The organism is Nocardioides sp. 31GB23 (assembly GCF_040012395.1).
Taxonomy (GTDB): Bacteria; Actinomycetota; Actinomycetes; order Propionibacteriales; family Nocardioidaceae; genus Nocardioides; species Nocardioides salarius.
Genome location: NZ_JBDYKJ010000009.1, coordinates 41,945 through 66,812 on the forward strand (window position 1 = coordinate 41,945; position 24,868 = coordinate 66,812).

Consider the following 24,868-nt stretch of genomic DNA (forward strand, 5'->3'; position numbering starts at 1 on the left):
GCGGGGGCCGACGTACGTTCGACGGCGCAACCCCCCCCGCGCCCCGCGCCCCGCGCACCCGAGCACCCCGGAGGACCCCGTGACGAACGACCAGCTGACCGCCGACGAGCAGCGCGTGCTCGACCTGGTCAACGACGCCAAGATCGCGATGCTCACCTACGTCGACCCCTCGGGCAAGCTGCTCAGCAAGCCGATGGCCACCCAGGACACCGACGTCGACGGCTCGCTCTACTTCATCGCCGAGCTGCACTCCGACAAGGTGCAGGCCCTGCAGGCCGACCCGCGGGTCAACGTCTCCTACAGCGAGCGCGGCTCGTGGGTCTCGATCGCCGGCACCGCCTCGGTGGTCGACGACGAGGCTCGGCTCGAGGAGCTGTGGAGCGCGTTCACCGACTCGTGGCTGCAGGGCGGGCCCGACAACCCCGAGAACATCCTGATCGAGGTCGACGCCGAGTCGGCGGAGTACTGGGACGCGCCCGGCGGCTCGAAGGTCGTCCAGCTGACCAACCTGGTCAAGGCCAAGGTCACCGGCGACCGGGTCCGCGGCGACAACGAGACGGTGGAGATGTGACCGTGGGTCCCCGGCCCGCCTAGAGTCAGCCCACGTGGCTCTCACCATCGGCATCGTCGGTCTCCCCAACGCGGGCAAGTCGACCCTCTTCAACGCCCTGACCAAGAACGACGTCCTCGCCGCGAACTACCCGTTCGCCACGATCGAGCCGAACGTCGGCGTGGTCGGGGTGCCCGACGACCGGCTGCCGCGGCTGGCCGAGGTCTTCGGCTCGGCCAAGCAGCTGCCGGCGACCGTGGAGTTCGTCGACATCGCCGGCATCGTGCGCGGCGCCTCGGAGGGCGAGGGCCTGGGCAACAAGTTCCTCTCCCACATCCGCGAGTCGGCCGCGATCTGCCAGGTCACCCGGGTCTTCCGTGACGAGGACGTCACCCACGTCGACGGCGAGGTGAACCCGAAGAGCGACATCTCGACCATCCAGACCGAGCTGATCCTGGCCGACCTGCAGACCGTCGAGAAGGCTGTCCCGCGCCTGGAGAAGGAGGCGAAGGGCAACAAGGACCTCGCCCCCGTCGTCGCGGCGGCCAAGGAGGCGCTGGCCCACCTCGAGGCCGGCACCCCCGTCATCGACACCGACCTCGACACCGCGCTGCTGCGCGAGCTGTCGCTGCTGACGGCCAAGCCCTTCATCTACGTCTTCAACTGCGACGCCGACGAGCTCGCCGACGACGACCTCAAGCAGCAGATGCGCGACCTGGTCGCCCCCTCCGAGGCGATCTTCCTCGACGCCAAGTTCGAGTCCGAGCTCGTCGAGCTCGGTGACGAGGACGAGGCCCGCGAGATGCTCTCCGAGATGGGCGTGACCGAGCCCGGCCTCGACGTGCTGGCCCGCGTCGGCTTCGACACCCTGGGCCTGCAGACCTACCTGACAGCTGGCCCCAAGGAGACGCGGGCCTGGACGATCAGGAAGGGCGCCACCGCCCCCGAGGCCGCCGGTGTCATCCACACCGACTTCCAGAAGGGCTTCATCAAGGCCGAGATCGTCTCCTTCGACGACCTGATGGAGCACGGCACCATGCAGAAGGCCAAGGAGGCCGGCAAGGTGCGCATGGAGGGCAAGGACTACGTCATGGCCGACGGCGACGTGGTGGAGTTCCGCTTCAACGTGTGAATCGGCGCATTTGCGCAGGTCAGAGGGGGTGTGACCCCTTCCAGTCCGCACAGAGTCCGCAAGAAAATTCAGTCGGATGAGCTCGATCGGACTGGTTCGGACGGCCCGCCTCTCGACTCGGCGCTGCCCGGTGGGACCTGTAACGCGACCTGTCAGCGCGGAGGGCGGCGTGCGCTCCAGCTGTTGGTCACGTGCAATGGGCCCAGATAGCGATCGCGACTCCCGCGACAAGAAGCGGCCCATAGACGGGGGCTACGGCCCAAGACCGGACGTCTTGCCAGTCGGGCCAGTAATTGACCTTGGTCCCAGCGGGTCCTGCAAGGGCTGGATTCAGGAAGAAAGTTGGTATGTCTCCTCCGGACGCGACTTTGTCGTACAGCTTGCGAAATGCACGTTCTTGCTTCAAGTAGTTCGCGTCGAGCAGGCCGAAGATGACTACTGCGAGCGCTCCGAGCACTGCGATCCACCACTCGGTCTTGGTGATGGCGTAGCCGTAGGTCAAAGTCACGATGGGTAACAGCCAGGTCTTCGAGGACGAGGACGCCTGGGACATCCGGGTCACGATGGCCTGTATGAAGGACAGGTGCTGACGTCGGTCCTCGGGCGAGACGTCTTCGACAGCGGCCGGCAGGAGGGCGCGAACGACTCCGAGAGTCTCAGTTTGGGCGGAGATGCTCTCAGCCGGCTCGTCGGGCCACTCGAGCTTAATATCGTCGCTGTTCCATCGAGGAACGATGTGGAAGTGAACGTGTGGAACGGTCTGTGTTGCCGCTGTGCCGGTGGACTGGATGACGTTCATCCCATCCGGGGAGACTGATGCGCGAACAGCGCGCGCGATCCTACGGACAGCGGCCCCCAGGATTCGGCTCTCTGCATCGGTCAGGTCGGTGAGGTCCGAAACGTGCCTGTTCGGCACCACCATGGTGTGACCGCGAGTCGCTGGTTTGAGCGGGAACAAGGCGGTGACCTGGGCGTCTTGATATACGACCTTGGCGTTCGGGTCATGCCCTTCGATGATGAGGCAGAACGGGCACGGTGGCTGGATCACGAGCGGGTCACTCCCTGACCCGACCACAGTTCGATCTTGTCCGACAAGGCTTTGTAAGTGGCCTGGCTGTCGATCTTCCCCTGCCAGTTCGTGACAGTCGGGTCGAAAATGGGGACACCGGTGAGGCCCGCGTTTGTGAACGGGTTACCGCCGATGGAATCGGTCGTTCCCATCGAGGAGAGGCCGTGGATGCGGATGCCGAGGAGCGGCTTCTTGTCCGCCCAGGCCTTCTCAACCTCGTACTTCACCCACGGACGGGTTGCAGTCTCCTTGCCGATGAGGACGATGACCGCCTTCTTGTAAGCCATCTGGTCCTTGATCCACTTCTCGATGGCGGCATCGCCCCCTCTGCGCACCTTCTCCCAGTCCTGAGAGTTCAGGAGCGGCTGTCCTTCTAGCGCGTTGAAGTTCTTCACGAGCTGCACGCGGTGAACGTCGCGCTCGTAGTGGAAGCTATAGAAAACGGTCTTGGCCATGGTGGGTCCTTTCGAGTGCGTCAGCGTGGCGTGGAGTCGTGAACCTAGTGAACTGGACCGACATTGACCCTCGGCCATGAACACACACGCAGTAACCTGCGTACGTAATGTGTACCACACGTAGTAGATGCGTACGATGTCTCCATGTATGAAGCACTGGCTCAGTTGATGCGGGAGCGTCGAGAGGCGCTCGGGCTAGATCAGGCGGCGGTCGCCGCCCAGCTGGATGTGCGCCAGCAAGCCGTGAGCGGCTGGGAGAACGGCCGCTCAAGGCCGCGGCGCGCGATGCTCAGCGATGTCGCCCGCGTCCTCGCGGTCGAAGAGGATGACTTGCTCGACGCTGGTGAGTACTTGGCGCCGGCGCAAACCGTCCGGCTTCCTGTCCGTTCCCTGACTCGCGCGCTTCCGCTCGAGGAGCTAACCGAGGAACGGTTTGAGGACCTCCTGGCCGAAGTCATGGCCACCCTTCACCCCGATGGGCACGCGAGCCGGTTCGGCGGACGCGGTCACAAGCAGCACGGCATCGACATCCTCGTTGCCGCCCAAGGCAAGAACGTCGCGACCGGGCAGTGCAAGCGACACCGCGAGTTCGGACCGTCCGCGGTGAAAAGAGCCATCGAGGAGGTGACGATCCCTTCGCCCAGGAACTACCTCTTCCTCTCCCGACTCATCGCCACCCCTGCCGCGCGCGCGGAAGCGGGGAAGCACGCGAGCTGGGAACTGTGGGACGGCGAGGACATCTCCCGCCATATCCGGAATCTTCCGCGCGAGCGGGCCGTACGGATCGTCGATACCTACTTCCCGGGTCATCGGGAGTCGTTCCTCGGCATTGCAGCGCCGGGACCATGGCTCCTGCCGGAGGAACACTTCGTCGGAACCCAGGCCACGATCTTCAACCACGAGTGGAGCCTGGTCGGACGGCAGACCCAACTGGACGAACTGGTGGGCGCAACCCATCAGGGAGGCGCGACCGTCGCGTTCTTGATCGGGGCTGGTGGCGTCGGCAAGACGAGACTCCTCAAGGCCTTCGCCGATGCTGCGCCAGCCGGTGCCCAGACTCGAATACTGCCCGGCGACGTGCAAGTGACCGCAGCCGACTTCGAGTTGCTACCGCACGACGGTGACCTCACCATCATCATCGACGACGCCCATGAGATCGCCGAGGTCACCGGCATTGTGGCTGGCATCTGGCGGCGCAACCCGAACGCAAAGGTCATCCTCGCTACTCGGCCTTATGGGCTGCGGACTCTCAAGACTGAAATGGCACGCTACGGACTTCTTCCGGTGCCCCACACCGAGGTCATGCTCGGAGATCTTGAGTTCGACGACGCCGTTGCTCTGGCGCGTGAAGCGCTCGGCGGCGCAGCGTCGCCCGCGGTCGCGCGTCGGCTCGCCGGGCTCACCCTGGACTCTCCGCTGGCCACCGTTGTCGGCGGCGTCCTAATCAAGCAGGGCCAGCTTGATCCGGGAGCGTTGGAGCAGGATGAGAACGTCCGACTACACATCATGCGGGGTTTCCGCGACGCGCTTGTGAATGATCCGCTCTCGTACGACCCGCCGATTCGGCGCGCCGTATTGGATGCGGTCGCTGCCCTACAGCCGTTCCGCACCAACGAGGAAGCAGCGCGCACATCGCTGAGCGCGATCGTGGGTAAGCCGTACGACGAGTTGCACAAGCACTTGCGGAGCCTAGAGAACGCCGGCATCCTGCGGCGGCGCGGGGACGCGCTTCGGATCGTTCCCGACCTTCTGGGCGACGTGATCCTTACCGAGGCAACCTTTGACGACAGCCCGCTCGGTACTGGGTACCTCGCGCGTATCCAGCCTGTAGTGATCGGAAGCTGCGTCGAGCACTTGTTCGTAAACGTAAGTCGCGTCGACTGGCAGGTTCGCAACACGCGTCCGGATGCACCGAGCCTCGCTGACTCCCTTTGGGTTGCCTTCCGTGCCCGCATCGTGGCGGCCGACGTCTTCGACAGGCGCACACTCGCCGAGACTCTGGCCAAAGTCGCGTACTTCCAGCCCACGCGCGCGCTTGAGCTGACCCGCTGGCTAATTGACTACCCAACAGACCGCCTCGACGGTGAGCATGCCGCTTGGCGAAGTCTGCTCACTGCGGACTACAGCAGAGTGATTGAGGCATTGCCGTCTGCGATCAAGCTCGCGGCGTTGACCGAGGAGACGCTTCCGGGTGCCCTTTCACAGTTGTGGGAGCTGGCGCAGGGTGATGCACCCCCTACTAACCCGCATCCGAGTCATCCGCTTCGGGTCCTGCGCGAGCTGGCTGAGTTCGGTGTCGGGAAGCCGATCTGGTTCAACGACCTGATCGTCGATATTGCTTCGACATGGTTCGTCGATGGCCAGCCGCTGTCTCCGTTTGACGTTCTCGAACCGATGCTCGCGACGGAAGGAGACGACTCGACCGTCCGCGGCTACACGATCACCTTTCAGCCCTTCGCGCTGAAACCGCAGAGCATCATGCGGGTTCGGCAGCGTGTCATTGACCTGGCCTTCGAGGAACTGGACTCCCCCGACCTGCGGCGTTCGGGAGCCGCAGCCAAACTCTTGAAGTCCGCTATGCAACTCCCGACGGGGAGCTTTGGGCGCCAGGTGTCGGATGATGAACGGGCCGGGTGGGTCCCCGGAATCCTCGAGACCATCGACCGCCTCGGCACTAGGGCGGCGGCTGGGGGTCTCGACCCCGCCGTTCTCGTCGCCGTGCGCGATGCCCTGTTCTGGCACGACAGCTACGGGTCCGGCCCGACGCACGAGGCTGCCAAACGTGCAATGGAGTCGCTCCCGGACGGTGTCGAGGAATTGCTTGGGCTCATGACCCATGACGGCTGGGGCCGCCTTGTGCGCGACCGCGGCGACGATTTCGCGGCGATGGAAGCCAAGCGCGTGGAACTCATCGAACAGGTGAGTCATGCTCTTACGTCCCACACCGACGACGAAGTAGTCGAGCTCCTGATTGCTCGGCTTAGGGCCGACCGGGAAGTCTTTGGTCCGGCTGAAGGTCATCCGGGACCCTTGGTGGCGAACCTAATCAACGCTCGCCCGTCCCTTGCACACGCGATGCTGGCGAAACTGCGCACCACGTCTGGAGTTACCGATCTCGACCCGACTCTCCCGGTCATCCTCAGCGCTCTCGCAGAGCACGATCCCGCAGCGGCGCTCCAGGAGATCCGGGACTTGCTCGCCAGCTCGTCACTAGAACGCCGACGGGCCGTAGGTCAGGCGGTCGGCTGGAACCGAGGCCCCCGCGAGCTCCATTCCGGAGAACTCGATCTGCTGCTTGAACTAGCTTCCGACACCGACATAGTCATACGACGAAACGTGGTCCGAGCGGCTCAACTGTTGACGCGAACCCAGAAGGCAGAGGCGATCCGTTTGCTTGCATGCCTCCGATTCGGTGATAGCCAAGGTCTGGCCGACGACTACTTCATGTCATTTCGCCTCGACGACGGCATCTCTTGGGACGACTTCTCCGACAGAGAACTCGAGTTGATTCGCAACGATCTCGTCACGCTCCCCGGCATCGGCGAGTACTCGGTGTTAGAGGCGCTTGCGGATCGATCGAAGACGGACCCGGAGTGGGTTGTTCGGCTTCTCCAGGAGCGGATCGAGCTTGCCGAGGGTCTGAACTCGCTCCGCGAGTACGACGCGCTCCCGTACTCCTGGGACAAGCGCTTGCGGATCCGAGACACTCCAGCGTTCCTCGCAAGTTTGAGCGGTGTTCTGGCCTGGATTGCGGAGAACCTGGACTCATGGTCCCGGCGCAAGATGGGCGCCGATCTCTTCCGTGCGGTGGCGGTCGAGTACGACAGTCAGGTGCTGGATCTTCTTGGGAAGGCGCTCGCCGGTGGCACCGAGAACTCGATACGCGCTGTAGCAGCGGTCCTCCACGAGGCTCCCCGGACCTTCATCTGGGACCAACCCGACTTCGTTCGCATTGCGTTGCAAGCGGCTGACCAGCTCGGCGATGACGTGCGCCAACAGATGATGGGGGCACTATGGTCCGCCACCATCTCCGGTGTGCGGAGCGGCACCCCCGGAGAGCCGTTCCCGGAGACCATTGAACAGCGAGATAGGTCGCGAGCTATTGCGAAGGACTTGCCAGCGGGATCTATCGAGAGGCGGTTCTACGCCGACATGGCGAAGTCGGCTGAAAGGGACGTCCAGCGTGAGATTGAAGATGACCTACCCAGCGACGGGCGCTCTTGGTAACGAACCATCACCGATGAAGTCTGCGGGGTGCAACGGGCGTTGCCGGCGACGTTGGGACAAAGGGTCGTCTGATCACCTGACCTATTCATGCCCCCGTGTCGGCGTGACCTCTTCGACTCGCTCGCCGAGTGACGCAGACATGATCGACTCCGCAGCCTTACGGGTGCGGTCCTCCGCCGTTGGCCAGAGGTGGGCGTAGGTGTTGAGCGTCGTAGTCGCTTTCGCGTGGCCAAGCGACCGCTGGACGGTCACGACGTCGCAGCCGGCGGCGATCAGGCCGGAGGCGTAGAAGTGCCGCAGGTCGTGGAGCTTGATGCCGGACAGTCCAGCGTCGCGCAGCGTCTTGCGCCACCAGTAACCGACGGTGTTCTGGTGCGGTGGGTCGTCGCCCTGTCCGGCGAAGAGCCAACGATCCTTGCCGGTGGTGCCGTGAGCGGTGACGTGTTCGGCGAGCACGTTGATGAGGCTGTCGGCGAGGTAGACGACGCGCTCTGAGCCGTACTTCGGTGCCCGTACGTCGATCGCCCCACCGTTGACGCGCTGCACCTGGCGGGAGACCTTCAGCGACCTGCGCAGGAAGTCGACGTCGCCGAGCTGGACCCCGGCGGCCTCGCCGAGCCGCAGGCCGGCGAAAGCGCAGAGGGCGATGAACGGCTGGAACCGCTCGTCAGCCCCGGCCATGACCTGTCCGACCTCCTCCGGAGCGGGAATCGACATGGCGACGTCCGCGCGACGGCCGCGGGGCAGGCGTACGCCGTCGGTCGGGTCGGAGCCGATCACCCGGTCCTTCACGGCGGCTCGGAACACCGATCTGACGTTGACGTACCGCGTCTTGATCGTGCCGGGGGCAAGTCCGGCGGCGTCCATCTGCTTGATCCAGGTCTCGACGTCCGAGCGGCGGACCTGCTTCATCGGTTTCCCCGCGAAGGGCACCGATCGGGCCGCCAGCGACATCGCGAGCACGGTGCCGGGCGCCCAGACTTGGCGTGCCGACCACTCGCCGAAGAAGGCCGCGAACGTGATCCGTCCGGCCTTGGGATCGGGGTACGTGCCGGTGACCACGGCTGAGGTGACCTGGTCCAGCCACTGCTGGGCGTCGATCTTGCGGTCGAAGTGCCGCGAGTGCTCCTTGCCGGACTCGTCGCGGTACCGCGCCCGCCACCTGCCGTTGGATCGCTTGGCGATGTTTCCCGCCATGGTGTTGCTCCTTCCAGGATCGCTCCATCGTCTCTCTGAGATCCGGCCGTGGGCAGGGTCAGCGGTGGTTCTGGGGACGGTTGGTCTGCTCGGTGAGCCAGAGGACGAGGTCGGCGCGCCAGTAGCGGACGTGGCGGCCGACCTTGAAGCTGCGGGGTCCGGCGCCCAGGTGGCGCCAGTAGCGCAGCGTCCCTTCGGGCACGCGGAGGTAGCGGCAGGCTTCCTGGAGGGTGAGCATGTCGTCGCCGGGGTTCTGGCGGGGTCGTGGGCCACTGGGTTGTGCGGTCATGGCGGCCTCCTTGTGGGTGGGTTCCCGGCGTCGTTCGTCGCCGGTCGTGATGGGTGGGTGTCTGTCGTCGAGAGGTACGCGTCCTACGGTGCGCGCTGGGGGGCAACAATTCGCGCCCGTCCTGGCCCCGCCCGTCCTCGGGACGGGCGCCCCGGTCAGGAGACGTTTTCGCAGGTCAGGCGGCGCCCGTCCAAAGGTTCAGGAACTCATCGCGTGCTCCTCGCCGGTTGTCGTCGCGAACAATCTGAATGCGTTGATCAGCATGGGGCGGCAGGTTCCCCGGAATCGGGGGAACCTGAGGGGGATACCTGCCAGGGGACCTGTGTTTCCGCAGGTCAACAGGTATCCCTAAGTCGTTTCCCCGCGGACTTGTGAAGGTGTTGATTCACGCCGATCAGCGTGGGCGAGGGGCGTTACCGGAATGCGGTAACAACCGAGGGGAACGCGAGGGGGAACGCTGCGTTCGTGCAGGTCAACGGCGTTCCCTAAGTCGTTGGCTGCACCCGCTTCTCAGAGGCCGATTCCGGAGGGCCGTGAGATGGGCGGCCGGTACTCCGGGACCGCTGGTCGTGGCGTTGGAGGCGCTACGGCGGCCGCGCCGTACCGGTCGATCGCGTCGACGGCGAGCCGTCGGGCGTGGGCGGGGCCCAGGTCCGCGCGGTCGCGGCTGAAGACATCGACCCACTGCTTCCGTGCGTCCTCGAGCGTCTCGGCGACAAGGTGGGCAGTGTTGGATTCGCGGCCGCGCGTCATCGCGACGTACGCCGCGGCGGCACCGGTGGTGGCGCCGATGGCGACGTGGGCGGCCTCGACGGTCTCGCCCTGCGCTCCGTGGACTGTGGTGGCGTAGGCGAGCTCGACGAACCGGGTCGCGTACTCCGCCGGGATCTCGCGATCGCGCCCGCGGCCGTGAAGGATCAGGTGGCCGTCCTCGCCGATGCCGGTGACGGTCCAGGTCTGACGATTCGCGACCCCGAGATCAGGGTCGTTGCGGCGGGTAGCGACGCGGTCCCCGAGCCCGGCCCGTTCGCCTCGAGCGGTCACCAGAGACGGGTCTGCGTCGGCCGAGTCGCCCGTGGCAAGGTCGGCGCGACGCTGGTCGCGAATCGCGGAGTTGAGGTTGGCCACGTGCTCGCGGGTGTCGGCGACGACCAGGTCGCCGGCCGCGCCCGCCTCGGCGAGGGCGGCGGTGCGCTCGCTGTCGCTGGGGTGGACGACGATCGACCCGCGGCGATGCAACGCGTCGAAGACGGCGGCAGGGTCGTCGCCCTTGCGCATGCGCATGGAGAGTGCCGCATAGTCGGAGTCAGTGAACCGGTGCACCTTCTCCAACGACACGACCGCGGTTGGGTGGGCCCACGAGAGGGCGTGGTCCAGGACGCCGCCGCGTCCGACCGCTGGGAGTTGGTGCCGGTCGCCGACAAGCGCGACCCGCGCGCCGGCCTCGTCGGCGATGGTCAGGAGCCCGCGGGCGGTGTCCTGGTCGAGCATGCCCGCCTCGTCGACCAGCAACAGGTCCCCTTGTCGCAGTCGGGCGACCGGGTCGGGCGTTACGTCGGGGCACCGTGCCCAGTGCCCCTCGTCGTCCCAGCGCCAGCCGTGCTGGTGGATCAGCCACGCGGCCGAGTGCCCGTCGGCGCCGGTCTCCGCGGCGGCGACCTGAGCCGCCTTCAATGTCGGCGTCACCACAATCAGCCGATGTCCCTGCCGAGCCAGCACGGTTTGCGCCGACTTCAGCGCGGTGGTCTTGCCTGCACCGGCCGCACCCTCCACGACGACCAGCTGGCCGTCACCGGCCAGGACGCCGACGACGGCGGCCTGCGTGGGGTCGACCCGCGTCAGCCCTCGCCCGTGCAGCCGGACGCGTCTGGCTGGCTGCTCCACACGGCGGGCGAGGCGACCGATGAGGTCCGCCTCGACCTCCATCACCTGCTGGGAGGTCAGTGAGCGGACGTGTTCGGGCACGTCGGGTGAGGTGAGCAGCCGGACACACCGTGCGGCGGCGCGGGCCGTCACGTCCTCGGCGAGCTCGATGCGCGCGGCGGGCTCGGCGACCAGGTTGGCCTGCGCCAGCAGGACCTCGACCTTCCCGCGGATGTCGGCGGCGTTCCACGCCGAGCGCTTCGCTCCGAGCTGGGAGATGATCCAGTCGGCCGCTCCGTCTCGGTCGATCCAGCCCATCTGGGTCGCTTCGAGCACGGCTGGGGCGGCCGGGTCGCTGTAGCCCAGGGCGCGCAGCTCGTCGTTCCAACGCGCCACCAGCTCCGCGCCGTCGGTGGGGACGACCTTGTCCGGCCGCGTATCGGCCCACGCCCGGCGATCCCACACCTCACGCAGCCGCGGCCCAGGCTCCTCACCCGGATGCTCGCGCCGCCACTCAGCCTCGAACCGGTCGATGTTGCGGTGGATCTGACTGGTCCGGGCGCTGAACGCCCCGACGTACGGCGCGAGCTGCTCGATCTCCCCGGTTTCGGGGTCCAGGGTGAAGCCGCGTGCGGCGAGGGCCACCCGGAACTCCGGGTCGGTGGCGACCGCGGCGTGCCCGATGCCGTTGATCGCCTCGATCATGTCGCGCACACCCACGGAGTGCAGCCCCCGCCAGGCGCCGGCCGCCCACACGCGGGCGTTGATCTGAAGGTGCAGGTGCCGGTGCGGATCACCGGCACGCGACGTGTAGTGCCGGATCACTGCAGCCTCAATCTTCTCGACCGGCACCTGCACCTGGCGACCGCGCGGTCCCACCCGGGTGGTCGCGTGCTGGGCGACCCAGCCGACGATCTCAGCGGCGGCCTTGTCCTGGGCTTCGTCCAGCGCAGCCGAGATGTCTGGATGAAGCGCGGCGGCCAGTGACCAGGTCTTCGGGCCGTTGACGGTGACCTCGACGAACCGCAGCGCGTTCGCGTCCTCGCGGACCCGACCCTTCTTGCGCCCAGTGTCGATGTCGATCCCGGCGACCCACTGCTCGTAGGTTTCGCCGTCCATCGAACCGGCTCCCGTGACGCAGGCCGGGGTCGCGGTGAGCCGCTCGGCGACGCCGGTGCCCTCACCGAGGTAGTAGTCATCGGCCCGCGAGCGATCCCGCTCGACGTAGGCCCGGGCAGCCTTCGCTCCACCGCGGTAGAACTTCACGCCGCCGTGCACTCGGACCACCGCCTCCACTCCGTCCGTCGATAACCAACGGACCCCTAGAAATGCCGCGTGGGCCGCCCGTTCACGGGCGACCCATCTACGAACCTTCGTAGCATGCGTGCCGCTTGAAGGGAGGTGTTGAGAGGCTCACGGCGGGTGGAAAGTGAGGAGATCCTGAGGACCGATGAAGGTCGATGATTGTCAATCAAGGGTGGACGAGAGGAGGGGCAGGTTGTCGGTGGCGGTGGGGGTCGTCAGATACTGAGTCCATGGCCGTCCCAGAGACCGATCTCGCGCGGATACGGCGGTTCTGCGAGAAGCAGGTCCCGTCCGAGATGCGCGAGCAGGTGCGGGTGGAGCACCGCGTGCGCGGTCGCACCGTGACGATTGTCGAGCATCGGCCGCCGTGGAATCCGGCGTTGGGCCCGGAGTGGACCGACACTCCGCAGGCTCGGATGAAGTACGACGAGCAGACCAAGGGCTGGACCTTGTACGGGTTCGACCGGAACTCCCGAGCTCATGTCTACGACCTGCTCGAGCCAGATCAGCCGATCGAGCGGCTGCTGGCCGAGTACGACGACGACCCCACCTGCATCTTCAAGGGCTGAGCCGGCCTGCCTTTCCACAGGCGACTCTGACGCGATAGTGGTCGCGCCCTCGGCGACCTAGCGTTGCGGAATGTCGATCAGGTCGCGGATGCTCGCCGGCGACCAGCCCTGCGAGCGACTCCTGCGTCTGGGGGTTGGTGCGCTGAGCGACGCCGAGCTTGTTGCCCTGGTCGCCGGCATCGAAGCTGAGGGACGCGACGACGTTGCGGTGGGCCACGAACTGATCGTCGAGGTCGGTGGACTGCGCGGCCTCTCGACGGCGTTTCCCGAGGAGCTGACGCGATCACCGGGCATCGGCCCAGCTGGGGCGGCGCGCCTGCTCGCCGCCTTCGAACTGGCGGCGCGGGCCACAGCTGCGCCGACCAACCGCGTCGTGGACTCCGCAGCCGCGATCGCTGAGTTGGTCTCACCGGTGCTCGCACGCGAGCGACGGGAGAAGGTCCTGGTCCTGGTGGCCGACGCGGCCAACCGCGTGCTTCGCCTTGTGCCCGTTGCGACTGGCGGCGTGGATTCGAGTCCGTTGCCTGTCCGAGAGGTGCTGCAGGCCGTGCTGCGGTACGACGGTCGAGCGTTCGCCCTAGCGCACAATCACCCGTCAGGCGATCCAACCCCGAGTGTGCAAGATCGTGAGGCCACTGAGGCGGTAGGCCGGGCTGCCGACGCGGTCGGACTCCGGTTCCTCGACCACGTGGTGCTCGCGGGGAGTTCGTGGCGCAGCGTCAGGCCAGCTGCGTGAACTCCTCATTTCTGGCCGCGGGAAGTAGCGCTGACGATAGCGACTTGAATCCTGTGTGTAGCGCCGCGATCCGCCAGGTTGAGTCCTGAACTCGTGCAAGATGATCGGCGATCTCTTGCTGCGCATTAATCTCTGCCCCTGGTATTCGAAGCCCCATTAATTTAGATGCGGAAACCTCGCTGAAGGTCGTGCCTGCGCCGCGTCGTTTGATCTCGCCCATCACCGAGAGGACAGCAAAGTAGAGATACTCGGGGTAAGTCTGAATCTTGGGAACGAATGACTTACAGCCCTGATTCGTGGCTGCACTGTACGGGTTGATTGCCAAATGGCCGATTGGCGCACGGCTGGACATGATGACGGAATTTGATGGGATCAGGCGCGCACCACCTCGTTCAAGCCCGGACTCTGAAAGAGTCCGCTCTGTTGTTTCAATAGTGCGTGATCGTAGGCGACCTAGGTCAGTCGGAGTAACCCAAGGAATGTCTCCGCCCCAGTAGTTGGGGTTTGTCTTGTTCGGTGTTCCACCTCCCATGACTCGAATCTCCTCGCCCACTGTCCAGTATCTGTTGGCGCCTTCGAAGATTCTGGACAGAGTTCCATTGAATGCAGCCGACACGCTCGTGCTCGCTGCGCGCGAAATATTGTCTTGTCGAGTTCGGATGCCGTCGAGGCGATCGGCGATGCGCAACTGCTCGGATAGAGCGGGCAGCGGGATCGTGACGTTTTCGAACGCGGCAATTCCAAGCGTGCGGTTCCTGCCAGCCGAACCGGGCGAAGCCCTGCGGATATGAAGCAAGCCCGGCTCGGAAAGGAAGTAATGCCACAGGTATCGGACGCTCACCTTGTCGGCATCGCGGGGAACCCAAGTCATGAAGCGGTGAGAGCCGATCAGTCCCCTCTCTCCCTCCGAGGCGACCGCCAAGGCGCCCTCCCAAGCGAAGACATTGCTGATCACCAGGTCGCCGGGCTCGATCCTGAAGACCTTCTTGGTGCCCAACTGAGCGCCGGTGACGGCCGGCTTGTGGAAGACGCCCTTGCCGAACGAACGGAGTCCAACCTCGACGTACTCCTCAGAGGCGTCGAGCGCGACTTTGCGGCGCTGGAGTTCGAGTACATCTCCCACCCGTACCTGATGCACCACCATCAGACGTCTTCCCCGAGTTCGACCTGGAGGTCACGGAGGGCCGCGAGGATCTGCTCCTCCACTGCGATCAGTTCCTTGACGAGTTCCTCGGGCGAGCGATGCGTCAGGTCATCGGCACCGTGTGGGTTGCGGAGATCCAGGTTGTAGCCGTCCTCCGCCAGCGTCCCAGCTTCGACCTTCCAGGCGTGCTCGTTCTCGACCCGGCCTGCTCGATCACCGCCACCCCACCATGCTTGGACATCGGCGAATTCCTCGAAACGCAGCGGCTTTGTCTTCGTGTAGTTCTTCCGTCCCTCAGGGAGGGGCTGCTCGTAGAACCAGATGTCCTTCGTGGGCCCGCCGTATTCGAAGAAGAGCAGGTTGGAGGGGATGAGGGTGTAGGGCGCAAAGACGCCGTTTGGCAGCCGCACCACAGTGTGCAGGTTGAAGTCGGTCAGCAGCTTCTTCTTGATTCGCGCCGGCGCGCCTTCGTTGGCGAAGAGGACCCCGTTGGGGACCACGATCCCGCACCGGCCCTTCTTCTTCTCCAGGCGTGCCATCACCACTTGGAGAAACAGCCAGGCGGTCTCTGCCGTCCGCGAGTCGGCAGGGAAGTTCTCCAGGCTGCTGCTCTCCTCCTCACCCCCGAACGGCGGGTTCGTCAGGACGACGTCGACCCCGGCCTTGCGCTGGTCCGCCAGCGGGAAGGTCAGCGAGTTCGTTCGGGTGACCTTGGGCTGCTCCACCTCGTGCAGCAGCAGGTTCATCTGACAGAGCAAGTAGGGCAGTGGCTTCTTCTCGAAGCCGCTGATCGAGCGTTTCGCCGTCGCGATCTCGGTCGCGGAGCGCGCTTGGTCGCGGAGGTGCTCGTAGGCCTCCACCAAGAATCCGCCTGTGCCGACGGCAGGGTCCAGCACCGACTCGCCCAGGCGCGGATCGACCTGCTCAACCATCAGCCGGATCACCGGCCGCGGTGTGTAGAACTCGCCCGAGTCTCCGGCGGCGTCCCGCATCTCACGCAGCATCGACTCGTACAGATGGGCCATGGTGTGGATGTCGTCGGCTGACGTGAAGTGCACCTTGTCGATCTGGTCGATCAGGTCACCGAGCAGGTAACCGGACAGCATCCGGTTGTTGGTCTCCTTGAAGACCGTTGCGAGGGTGGCGCGAGCGTCGCCCGCCGTGCCGGAACCCTCAAGTCCGCCCAGACCCGGGAGAAGGGTCCCGTTGACCCAGGTGATCAGGGCGTCACCCTGCTTGCGCTTCGTCGGATCTGCTGCCCACACGCTCCAGCGGAGGTCCTCCGGGAGCGCCGGCCGGTAGCCGGGGTCGACGATCATCCGGTTCTGCTCGAGGTCGTCGAAGGCCTTGAGGAAGAGCAGCCAGGACAGCTGCGGGAGCCGGTCCAGGTCGCCGTTGAGGCCGGCATCCTTGCGCATGATGTCCCGGCTGGTCTTGATGACCGACGCGAGACGCGCCTGTGGGGTCTGGACGGCAGCCTTGGCGGCACGGGTCACTGCTGGTTCTCCTCGGTGGTAAGCGCCTCGGCGTAAAGCCGTTCGGCGGTGGAGCGGGCGGTCGGGTAGTCGATGTCCAGGTCGAGCTCGGCGGCCATCGCGGCGTAGTCGCTGAGCCAGGCCGCTGGGAACTCGGGGAGCTGCGGCGGTGGCGGCACGCCGTCCCGCACCCGCCAGACCGTCCGAAGCCGGCCCGGCAGATCGGGATGGGGCAGCAGTCCCGCTTCCGCGAGCAGAACCACGTCGACCAAGTCCTTGACCCGGCTGCTGGGTCGGCCGCCGGCGTACGTACGTGCCATGGCGTGGAACTTCTCCGCGGCGTGCTGGGCGACGTCCACCGCCGGCATGGCGGTGCTGCTCAGGCGTTCGGCGAGGATCGGCGGATGCACCTCGATCGTGCCCACTGCGCCGGCGATCTCCTCGCTCCGCGCGACCACGTCCAGGCGCAGCGACGCGAAGACCTTGCCGCCGATCGCCGACGTGACGGTGAACTTCCAGCCGGGGTTGCCAGCCTCGTCCGAGGCAATCGCTCTCGGTGGGGAAACCTGGAAGGTCAATCCGTCATCGGCATCGACGTCAAGGGCGTCGAGCAGACGATCCTGCACCTCAACACCGTCGAGGTCCTCCAGCATGGCCAGATCCAGGTCCTTGGTCGCGCGGGCGTCCAGACCGAGCCTCACTTCGAGGGCGAAGCCTCCCTTGAGTACCCAGTTGTCATCCGCGGACAGTCGAACCAGGATTCGCTGAAAAGCGAAGTGGCGTCGCAACCGGTCGAGCGAGGTCTGTCGCTCGGCTGCCAGATTTGCGAGCCGTTGCTCGATGCTGGTGCGGAGTGCCTGGTTTTCGGTCATTTCGTCGTCGCCCCGAGCGCCCGCTCGATGCGGAGCGCCGCCCGGTCTCCGGCCTCGTCTGAGCGGCTGCGAATCCGGCGTGTGGTCGTCAGGCCGCGCTCGAGCGCAGCGGCGACGGCAGCCTCAAGTTGCTCCTGAGAGGTGTCAGCGCCAGCAAGGTCGAGCAGCGTGCGCAGCGGAGTGGTCACCCGCCAGGCCCCCTGGTCGAGGACGTCCGTCGCGGGTAGCTCGCTCACGTGCGTCACGACCGCCGGGTCGACGGCTCGGAACCCGACGGGCACGGAGAGGTGCACATGGCGAGGATCGAGCTCGCCGAGGTCGTGGACGAGCGCGGCCGAGTCATGGGATACGACACCTCGGTCCTCGCTCCACAGCGTCCAACGCACCCACTGGTCCTCCGGAGCGGAGGGCCAGTCGGGAAGCCGGAACAGGCCGCGGTCGACACGCAGCCAATTACCACTGTCGACGTGGTACTTCTGCGCCTGGTAGCTGTACCCGAGCTCGAGAGCCTGGGCGGCGGTGAAGTAGCCAGACTGGCTGAAGGCTAGGCGTTGCAGCGCCAGCCTCAGGTCCTGTCGTGTGCCCGCCATGGGGCCAGCATAGCGATATTCGAAGTCAATATAAACTTTAGTTGTGTGTGAGCCGTGATCGTCAAAATAAGACTCACGCTGAGTACAGCCAGCCCTGGAGCTCGCTGATGGCTTGGCGCCAGCCTTCGACACCGCCGAAGTGTCGCGCCGCTTCGACCGGTGAGCCGAAGTTGCTGAGCGGCGGCACCTGGAAGGCATAGACGTGAGTCATCTCCTCGACGCCGTACTCCTCGTAGCGGTCGAGGAGGGCGGAGATGATCTCGCGGGCGGTCGGCACCAGCGCCTCGAGGTCGTTCGCGTGGTCCTCGCGAACCAGCCGAGCGCGTTCCGCCCTGGTCCGTTGAGGGATGTTCCACGCCGCGTATGCGAGCACGTCGAAAGGGTCCGTGTCAGGCGCAAGTTCGAGGCGCCTCGACATCTCCTCGATGGATACGCCGCGGGAGGCGAGGCCCTCCTCCAGAACCGCACGTAGCTGGGGATCGGCCCAGCGTGCGCGAAGATCATCAATGGTCGGACACAGCACGCGGACCTGGCCGGCCAGATAGTCCGCGTATTCCACGAGGCGGAGAGCGCCCGTGCTGGTGTCGGCGACGTAGTAGGCCTCTGCCGTGACGGTCACTTCCGTGCCGTCGACGTAGTACTTCCTGGCAGGCGGCTGGTTGAGTTCTCCTTCGGACCGGGTGCGGTCGAAGTCGGGCTCCGGTTCGCCGAGCGACGGCATCGAGGGGGCGACGTCCCCGGCGTCGCTCTCGACGATCTCCCCGGACTCGTCGATGCGCTCGGTCCGAATGCGCACCGGCTCGCCGTCGAAGCCCGGGTCGGAGAAGAGGACCGACGCGCCGACGTAGTCCACGATCTCGAAGGAGTACTTGTCGTTGTCGGGGTAGAGACGGGACCCTCGCCCGACGATCTGCTTGAACTCGACCATCGAGCCGATCGGGCGGAACAGGACGACGTACTTCAGGTCCTGGATATCAATGCCGGTGGACAGCATCCGTGATGTCGTGGCGACCACGGGTGACGACGACTCAGGGTCGCAGAATCGATCGAGCTGCCGCCGGCCGGTCTCGGCTTCGGCACTGACGATCCGGACCACCCAGAAGGGATCGGCCTCCACAGCTGCCCGGTTGTGCGCCACCAGCGCCATGCGCATCTGTTCCGCGTGCTCTGAGTCGACGCAGAAGATGACGGCGCGTCCGGGGCGGTCCTGGAACACCTGGGTGAGGTGACGAGCTGCCGCGTCCGTGCGGCGCAGGAGTGACACGAGGCGCTCGAAGTCACGGGTCGTGTAGAGCCCGTCGGGAATGTCTCGCCCGAAGGTGTCGACCTCGCCGGGATCCGGCCGCCAGCCCTCGGCATCGGGAGTAAGCACGACCCGTCGCACCGTGTAAGGGGCGAGATAGCCGTCCTCGATGCCCTGGCGCAGGGAGTACTCGAACACCGGCTCGCCGAAGTAGTCGTAGGTGTCGACGTTTTCCTCGCGCTTTGGCGTGGCGGTCAGGCCGAGGTGGACTGCCGACGTGAAGCGATCGAGCACGGCACGCCAGGAGGACCCGGGCACAGAACCGCGGTGGCACTCGTCGACGATCACGACGTCGAAGAAGTCCGGCGGGTAGCCCTCGAACGTCGACTCGGCGTCCTGACTGTTCTTCAGCGACTGGTAGGTGGCGAAGTAGATCTCTCGGCCCATGACGGCGTGCCCCTGGATGCGCGTCGCGCCCTCGCCGAACACGGGTCGGAAGTAGCCATTGAGCGGGGACTTGATGAGCGCGTCGCGGTCAGCGACGTAGAGGATTCGTCGGGGTCGCTCGGCATCGACAGCCCGCCAGTACGACAGGAGCTTCCAGCAGAGCTGCAATGCGGTGAGGGTCTTGCCCGAGCCCGTGGCCATCAGCAGCAGCACACGAGGCTCGCCGGCGAGGATGGCACGCAGGACGCGGTTGATTGCGACCACCTGGTAGTAACGCAACTGTCGTATGGATCCGTCGGCGTTCGTCAAGGTCTGCGAGAGGGGCTGGGAGAGCGCCGACCGCGCCTCATCGTCCAAGTGGTGGTGGCGGGCGTACCGGTCCCACAGCTCGGGCGGGGTCGGGAAAGCGTCCAGCTGCCGCTCGGTCCCCGTCGACAGGTCCCGCTCGATGATGGAGTGACCGTCCGAGGCGATCGCTGTCGGGAGGTCGAGGGCGACGGCGTACTCGATGGCTTGCTGGAGACCCTGTCCGGGGCTCGAGTACTCGCGCTTCGCCTCCACCACGCCAACGGGCAGGCCGGGCACGATCTCAAGCAGGTAGTCGACCCGGCCATCGCCACCGAGGGTGGTGTTGGTGGCAAGGTCCGAGCGGACCATGTACTCGGTGCGGAAGCTGTCCGCCCAGCCGGACTCCACCAATCTCGGAACGACGAACTCGCGGCAGGTGTCCCGCTCGTTTCGCCCCGTCATGCTCAAAGGCTAAGGGGACGCGCAGTGGGGCCGCCGGAACTTGGCGTCCAAGAGCGCCGGAACGCAGCGCGGAAGCACGCGCGCTGTCGGAGGCCTGTGGAACTCTTGCGGCGTGAGCGACAGAGAAACGATGACGGTGTGGGAACTCCTCCGGGATTACGCCGCGACCCAGTCCGGGGCCTTCACTTCGCAAGAGGCGCTCTCGTGGTTTCGCCGCCACGCCCCCGACAAGGCCAACGAGCGGACCATTCGCACTCACATCCGCGGCGCATCTTGGAACGTGGATAACCGCTCCCAGTTCTCGTCCAAGGAGCCGTTCCTGACCAAGCTCGACCGAGGTCTGTTCCGGCGAGCGCGCCCCGAGGAGATCGAAGGCTGGCGAGCAGATGTCCCCGCTCCGGCGGTTACACCGCTGCCGTCGTTCCCAGCAGAGGGGGAGCCGGCGTCGGAGTGGCACACGGAGGAGAACACCCAGCGCCTTCTCGTTGAATGGCTCGCTGGTGAGGGATGGACCATCGTCCGAACGGCGAACACGGCGACGCGCGAGCACGGCCTCGATGTCATTGCCGAGCGCGACGGTCAGCGCCTCGGGGTTGAGGTGAAGGGCTACCCGTCTCGCTTCTATGTCGCCGGTCCGAAGAAGGGCCAGGTGAAGACCAGCACACCCAAGGAGCAGGCGAAGAAGTGGTACGCGCGCGCGCTGGTGCCGGCCATGCGCCTTCGGACGCAAGAGCCCGACTCGATGTCGGTGATGTGCTTCCCCGACTTCCCTGTGTACCGGGAGCTGCACGCGGACACAGCGGTGTCGTTGCGCGCAGCGGCCATCGACGTCTGGGTGGTCTCCCAGGATGGCGGAGTCGTGCGCCTGGGCTAGTCCTCGCTGCGCAGAGCGGCTCGACGGATCCTGCGCGGCCGACGCTCTCTGGATGAGAACGTCATGCCAGCCCACCTGGCATGGGTCGGTCGTCCCGCTACCGGCGGGCGCTAGTCGACTGGTTGGGCTGACGACTCTTGCGCTATGAGACTACGTACGCTGTAGCAAGGATCGGCGCTGAGTATCTCCCGGACGGCGGACCTGGCCAGTTCCAGGCCCTGGTCGGTCTCCTCCGCAGCCTGTGCGACCTCTGAGAGCGCCGTCGCCAGCGCACGGCGCACTCGCACATCAGGGTCGACGGCGAGGCGCCCGCCAACCGGCGCAGGACGGGTTGTCTTCACCCACTGAAGGGCAGCGAGCGAGCGAAGCGCCCATCCTTGACCGCTCAGGAAACCGACGTCCGCGGCCAGTGCCTCTCCAAGTCGCTGGAAAGCACGTGTCACCCAGTACTCGTTCACGCTCTCGTCGCCCACAAGCGCCAGAACCGAGTCTCGGACCATTGCCTGTTCCTCTGGCGATTTTGCGAGCGTGGCAGCCAGGTGGGCAGACTGGGCGCGCGCGTCCTGAGTGCGTCCCATGCGCATTGCGCCCAGCGGGTGGGAGAACTGCTCGTTCATCGCGTCAGCCAGCGATGCCGACGGTTGCGAGACCAGGGTTAGCGCCCGCCCCAGAAACGCCGCTCGGACATCGTCGGCCAGGCCATCTACAAGGTTCGAGGCCGCCACGAGATACGAGGCTCGTTCAGTGCTCCCTACACGAGGATGGTCTGCGCGCTCGAGAAGTTGATCAATCGCCGCGCTCCGCTCCGGCGCTCCCTGCCCCATGGCCACGACCGAGTCCGCGACTGCCTGACCCCCGCCGCCGCCGCTCCAGACACCTTCGACGTGCTTCAGGGGGCGCACCAGACGCTCTAATGCCTGGGCTGCCTCGAGCGGATCCACCGCTGTGGGCTCCTGGCTGGCCATCAGCTCTCGCGCCCAGGCATTGCTATCGGCGCGCAGCGGCTCGAGGAAGGGACGCGCTTCCTCGAAGAAGACAGTCACGGGGCGCAACGTCGTGGCGTTGCGTGATCCGTCGGCCCTGGCGAGCAATGCCACCAAGTGCTCCAGAGCCCGAGCCCTCAACGCCGGCTGAGTCGAGGCGATGCCCGCAACGGCGAGCGCCTCGCTGTCGTCGTGGTAACGGTAGTGACCAGGGTCGATGTCGCCCTGGGTTTCGAAGAACTTCAGCGCGGTCTCTGCTTGCGACTGGTTGAGCCTCGCTGCGAGTCCAGCCAGCGCGTTGACCGCGCCGAGGAAGCGCGAGCCCGCAAAGCCGATCAGATCTACGAGTGTTCCCGCGCGCGCGTTCTCAAGGACAGCGAGCGCTGGTGCCACGACGTCATCGACCTTCTCGTCAGGAACCAGATCCGCCTGGCTCGCGATCAGCCGATAGGCCGTACCAGCGATCCAGTAACTCGTCGCCGACAAGTCCTCGATGACATCGAGGAAGACCTTGTTGTTGGATTCTGCGAGTGCCTCAATGGCCTTGATCTCACCTGCCCTGACGAGGTGGTGAGCCGCGAGCCCGGGCTCCTCCGAGGCGCCGAGGATGTCGGCCAGGAGTCGACGAGCCCGACGCTCACCCTCCCAGTCGCTCAGGGTGATGGCATCTCGGAGTGCACGCTGCGCTGCGATTGCGGCCGCCCTGAGACCACCATCTGACCGCCGTGCGTAGGCGTACTCGAGAGCGTCCTCGTCGCGAGTCAGCACCGTCTGGGCCGGCCCGCGGGCCTTCAACGATGCCTGCAGCGGGAGGAGCTCGTCACTGGTGAACGGGTTCCATCTGATGCGGAATGCTCGGCGGCTGAAGGTCCAGTTGGCAGCGTCTGTCCAGCGCTGCGCCAGGCAGGCTGCGCCAGCGGCCTCGTCCCACGCTGCGTCTGCTTCCTGGAACCGATGATGCAGAGCCAGATGCCGGGCGTAGCGCGCGTTCACCAGGCCAGCCAGGTCATGTCCTTGGCGGGCAACACGGGCATCGCCGAGCACCTGCACCCAGTCGCCCGTGCCCTCCGCCGCGAGTATCTGAAGGCAGACGCGCAATTTCGGCTCGATGACCTCAGCAGCGGCCGACAGCAGACTCTGCGCGTTCTCTGACAGCCAGTCGAAGCGGTCGGCGGCCAGCGCCGTCTCCCCGGCGAGGATCAGGAGCCGAGCATTGTCAGACGCATGGGCGCCGGGAGTGTCCTCGACCCGTGGTAGCGATGCCGCGGGATTGGCCGCCAGACGCAGCGCCGAGTCGGCGCACTCGAGAAGACGCGCCGCCGTAGGATCACTCGTCTGCTGGGCGATCCTCTCAAGATCGCTCCGCGCGCGTTGAGCCTGCCCCATCAGCCCCTGGTCGATCGCCACCCAGAAGTCGTCGAGTCGTCTCCGAGACGCTTCGACACCTCGGTCGAGCGCCAGCAGCAGCGACGTCCGACGACCCTCGTGCTGCGCCGCGTGGGCGTCAAAGCCCCCTTCGGACAGAGCCCGTTGGGCCTGTCCCAGCATCTCGAGGGCTGCGGATGCCTGCCCCTCGCCCTCGAGGCGCTCGACCTCCGCCAGGAGTTCACCAGCGCCCGTCGTGACCTCAGGGGTCCGGGCCAACGCCTGCTGAACAGCGACCGCATTCTGGGGCGGAACCTTCTGAGCATCGATCGTGAACGGCGTGCAGAAGCGCTCTGCGATGTCCAGTCCGAAGTACTCGATGACGATCAAGGGCGCGTTCTTGAGCCTCATCGAGAGCTCGCGCTGGTCCCAGAGCTCCAGCCTGACAGGCAGCATCTCTGCGCGCAGTTTGGCGAGCATCTTCAGGGACCGGTCTGAGCGCACCTCGCGGCTGACGCCGATGATGAAGGTGGAGACATCGAAGGGGTGCGTCGAGTCGCGGAACTTGTTGACCGCAGCCTCGATCTTCTTGGGTCCGAACTGCTTTAGCCGCTTGCTTTGCAGAGCGACACCAGAGCCATCAACGGCTTGGGCAATGACGTCGAGACCCAGTTGCTCCTGCCCCGGCGTGCCGTACATCTGGGGATCGCGAAGGCCGAGAACGTCGCGCATCAACCGCCACTGGATGCTCTCGAAGTCCGGCCACGGGAGCACGTCAAGCGGGAGGAGCTCCATGAGCGCCCGATGGGGCACAGCAGGCGGCGGCCCGGGAGGGCGGTGCAGCGGCGAGTCGAGGCTCGGACGGTGCCACGAATCCTGACCCGGCACTACTCACACCTCGCTAGGCATCTGACGGCGGCATACAAGCTGGGCAGGTGCGACGTACCTCGCTCGATCTTGGCGCGACCATCCCGTCCTCCGCCCCGAGCCTACGTGGCACAGCCGGTGGGTGCTGCGACGATCGAGAAGGCCGAGCAGGTCGCCCGGGGCTGTTCGACGCCGCCCTCGCCGGAGGGCTCTCGACAGCCACCGGTCCGCAAACAGTCTCGGGACCGTTGGACGTCGTCGGCGATCAACCCCCGAAACCCCGCGAGATCGTTCCGAACGCGTTCCCCCAGGTCAGACCGTGTTCGCTTCAACGTCTAGCGTCGGCGGCATTCGCCCAGCTCAGATGCCCTTCCCCGGCTGTTGTCAACGGTGATCGAAGGTAGTCGACGTACCCGGTTCTCGTTCCGCTCAACGTCTGGACCTCGCCCACCGCGCGCCAGCCCCGCGACCGGGGTCGGACGAGTCGACCACGATGTCAGGCCGGACCTCCTCACCGAGACGACGGAGGAGCTCCTGACGCTTGGCCGCGTGACGGCGCTTCCAGTCGTCGGCCGGCTCGCTGCGCAGTGACGCGAGCTCGTCGTTCCACGCCATCGCGTCGTCGAAGAGCTCACGCGAGATGCCGATCCAGCGGTGCAGCTCGTCGAAGTCGTCGCTGAGGTGTCCCTCGTCGTCCCAGAACGGGCCCGCGTGCCCGTGCTCGCGCAGCTGCACGGTGCGGATCACCGGGTCCTCGTCGTCAGGGGGCTGGGCTCCCAGCGGGGCGTAGGCGAACCAGCCTGCGCCGCCGTTCTCGCCCTCGAGCGGGATCGACCCGTCCGCGTCCTGCTCGCTCATGTCACGAC

The 24,868-nt window shown here is 66.2% G+C and carries 18 protein-coding genes; 6 read left to right on the forward strand and 12 right to left on the reverse strand.

Annotated elements, in window-relative coordinates:
- The first annotated feature begins 79 nt into the window (after positions 1-79).
- Complete coding sequence (locus ABKW28_RS04355; RefSeq protein WP_204797156.1) at positions 80-571, forward strand: pyridoxamine 5'-phosphate oxidase family protein; 492 nt, start codon at positions 80-82, stop codon at positions 569-571.
- 34 nt (positions 572-605) lie between these two features.
- On the forward strand, positions 606-1,682 hold the full coding sequence (gene ychF, locus ABKW28_RS04360) for a redox-regulated ATPase YchF (RefSeq protein ID WP_348606610.1): 1,077 nt from the start codon (positions 606-608) through the stop codon (positions 1,680-1,682).
- A gap of 187 nt (positions 1,683-1,869) precedes the next feature.
- Here the strand turns inward: ychF and ABKW28_RS04365 are convergent, their stop codons facing one another.
- On the reverse strand, positions 1,870-2,730 hold the full coding sequence (locus ABKW28_RS04365; RefSeq protein WP_348606612.1) for an HIT family protein: 861 nt from the start codon (positions 2,728-2,730) through the stop codon (positions 1,870-1,872).
- Positions 2,727-3,206, reverse strand: a complete 480-nt coding sequence (locus tag ABKW28_RS04370) for a TIR domain-containing protein (RefSeq protein WP_348606614.1) — start codon at positions 3,204-3,206, stop codon at positions 2,727-2,729. Before ABKW28_RS04370 ends, ABKW28_RS04365 begins: the two co-directional genes overlap by 4 nt.
- A gap of 144 nt (positions 3,207-3,350) precedes the next feature.
- Between ABKW28_RS04370 and ABKW28_RS04375 the strand changes: the two genes are divergently transcribed.
- On the forward strand, positions 3,351-7,433 hold the full coding sequence (locus ABKW28_RS04375) for a helix-turn-helix domain-containing protein (protein WP_348606616.1): 4,083 nt from the start codon (positions 3,351-3,353) through the stop codon (positions 7,431-7,433).
- 81 nt (positions 7,434-7,514) lie between these two features.
- On the opposite strand, the gene ABKW28_RS04380 is transcribed toward ABKW28_RS04375, so the two are convergent.
- The 3 genes from ABKW28_RS04380 to mobF form a co-directional block, all read right to left on the reverse strand.
- Entirely contained in the window at positions 7,515-8,630 is a 1,116-nt protein-coding gene (locus tag ABKW28_RS04380) for a site-specific integrase (RefSeq protein WP_348606618.1), read from the reverse strand.
- 58 nt (positions 8,631-8,688) lie between these two features.
- On the reverse strand, positions 8,689-8,919 hold the full coding sequence (locus ABKW28_RS04385) for a helix-turn-helix domain-containing protein (RefSeq protein ID WP_348606620.1): 231 nt from the start codon (positions 8,917-8,919) through the stop codon (positions 8,689-8,691).
- 510 nt (positions 8,920-9,429) lie between these two features.
- The gene (gene mobF, locus ABKW28_RS04390; RefSeq protein ID WP_348606622.1) at positions 9,430-12,069 is read right to left on the reverse strand and encodes a MobF family relaxase; all 2,640 of its coding nucleotides are present in this window, start codon (positions 12,067-12,069) and stop codon (positions 9,430-9,432) included.
- Between the two features lie 248 nt (positions 12,070-12,317).
- On the opposite strand from mobF, the gene ABKW28_RS04395 reads away from it, so the two are divergent.
- Positions 12,318-12,656, forward strand: coding sequence for a DUF3024 domain-containing protein (locus tag ABKW28_RS04395; protein ID WP_348606624.1), 339 nt, complete (start codon positions 12,318-12,320; stop codon positions 12,654-12,656).
- A gap of 70 nt (positions 12,657-12,726) precedes the next feature.
- Positions 12,727-13,392: a DNA repair protein RadC gene (gene radC, locus ABKW28_RS04400; protein WP_348606626.1), complete on the forward strand. Its 666-nt coding sequence runs from the start codon at positions 12,727-12,729 to the stop codon at positions 13,390-13,392.
- Here radC and ABKW28_RS04405 read toward each other — a convergent pair.
- The 5 genes from ABKW28_RS04405 to ABKW28_RS04425 all read right to left on the reverse strand — a co-directional run bounded on the left by ABKW28_RS04405 (position 13,376) and on the right by ABKW28_RS04425 (position 19,913).
- On the reverse strand, positions 13,376-14,536 hold the full coding sequence (locus ABKW28_RS04405; protein WP_348606631.1) for a restriction endonuclease subunit S: 1,161 nt from the start codon (positions 14,534-14,536) through the stop codon (positions 13,376-13,378). The two genes, radC and ABKW28_RS04405, sit on opposite strands and share 17 nt — an antisense overlap.
- On the reverse strand, positions 14,536-16,032 hold the full coding sequence (locus tag ABKW28_RS04410) for an N-6 DNA methylase (protein ID WP_348606633.1): 1,497 nt from the start codon (positions 16,030-16,032) through the stop codon (positions 14,536-14,538). The genes ABKW28_RS04405 and ABKW28_RS04410 overlap by 1 nt, the downstream gene beginning before the upstream one ends.
- Complete coding sequence (locus ABKW28_RS04415; protein ID WP_348606635.1) at positions 16,029-16,883, reverse strand: nucleotidyl transferase AbiEii/AbiGii toxin family protein; 855 nt, start codon at positions 16,881-16,883, stop codon at positions 16,029-16,031. Before ABKW28_RS04415 ends, ABKW28_RS04410 begins: the two co-directional genes overlap by 4 nt.
- Positions 16,880-17,473: a type IV toxin-antitoxin system AbiEi family antitoxin domain-containing protein gene (locus ABKW28_RS04420; protein ID WP_348606637.1), complete on the reverse strand. Its 594-nt coding sequence runs from the start codon at positions 17,471-17,473 to the stop codon at positions 16,880-16,882. Before ABKW28_RS04420 ends, ABKW28_RS04415 begins: the two co-directional genes overlap by 4 nt.
- 73 nt (positions 17,474-17,546) lie before the next feature.
- Positions 17,547-19,913 (reverse strand): DEAD/DEAH box helicase family protein, encoded by a 2,367-nt coding sequence (locus ABKW28_RS04425; RefSeq protein ID WP_348606639.1) that lies wholly within the window; start codon positions 19,911-19,913, stop codon positions 17,547-17,549.
- Positions 19,914-20,025: 112 nt separating this feature from the next.
- Between ABKW28_RS04425 and ABKW28_RS04430 the strand changes: the two genes are divergently transcribed.
- On the forward strand, positions 20,026-20,787 hold the full coding sequence (locus ABKW28_RS04430; protein WP_348606641.1) for a hypothetical protein: 762 nt from the start codon (positions 20,026-20,028) through the stop codon (positions 20,785-20,787).
- A 110-nt stretch (positions 20,788-20,897) separates the two neighbouring features.
- Here the strand turns inward: ABKW28_RS04430 and ABKW28_RS04435 are convergent, their stop codons facing one another.
- Entirely contained in the window at positions 20,898-23,930 is a 3,033-nt protein-coding gene (locus tag ABKW28_RS04435; RefSeq protein WP_348606643.1) for a hypothetical protein, read from the reverse strand.
- Positions 23,931-24,431: 501 nt separating this feature from the next.
- Positions 24,432-24,860, reverse strand: coding sequence for a hypothetical protein (locus ABKW28_RS04440; RefSeq protein ID WP_193669036.1), 429 nt, complete (start codon positions 24,858-24,860; stop codon positions 24,432-24,434).
- Between the last annotated feature and the right edge of the window lie 8 nt (positions 24,861-24,868).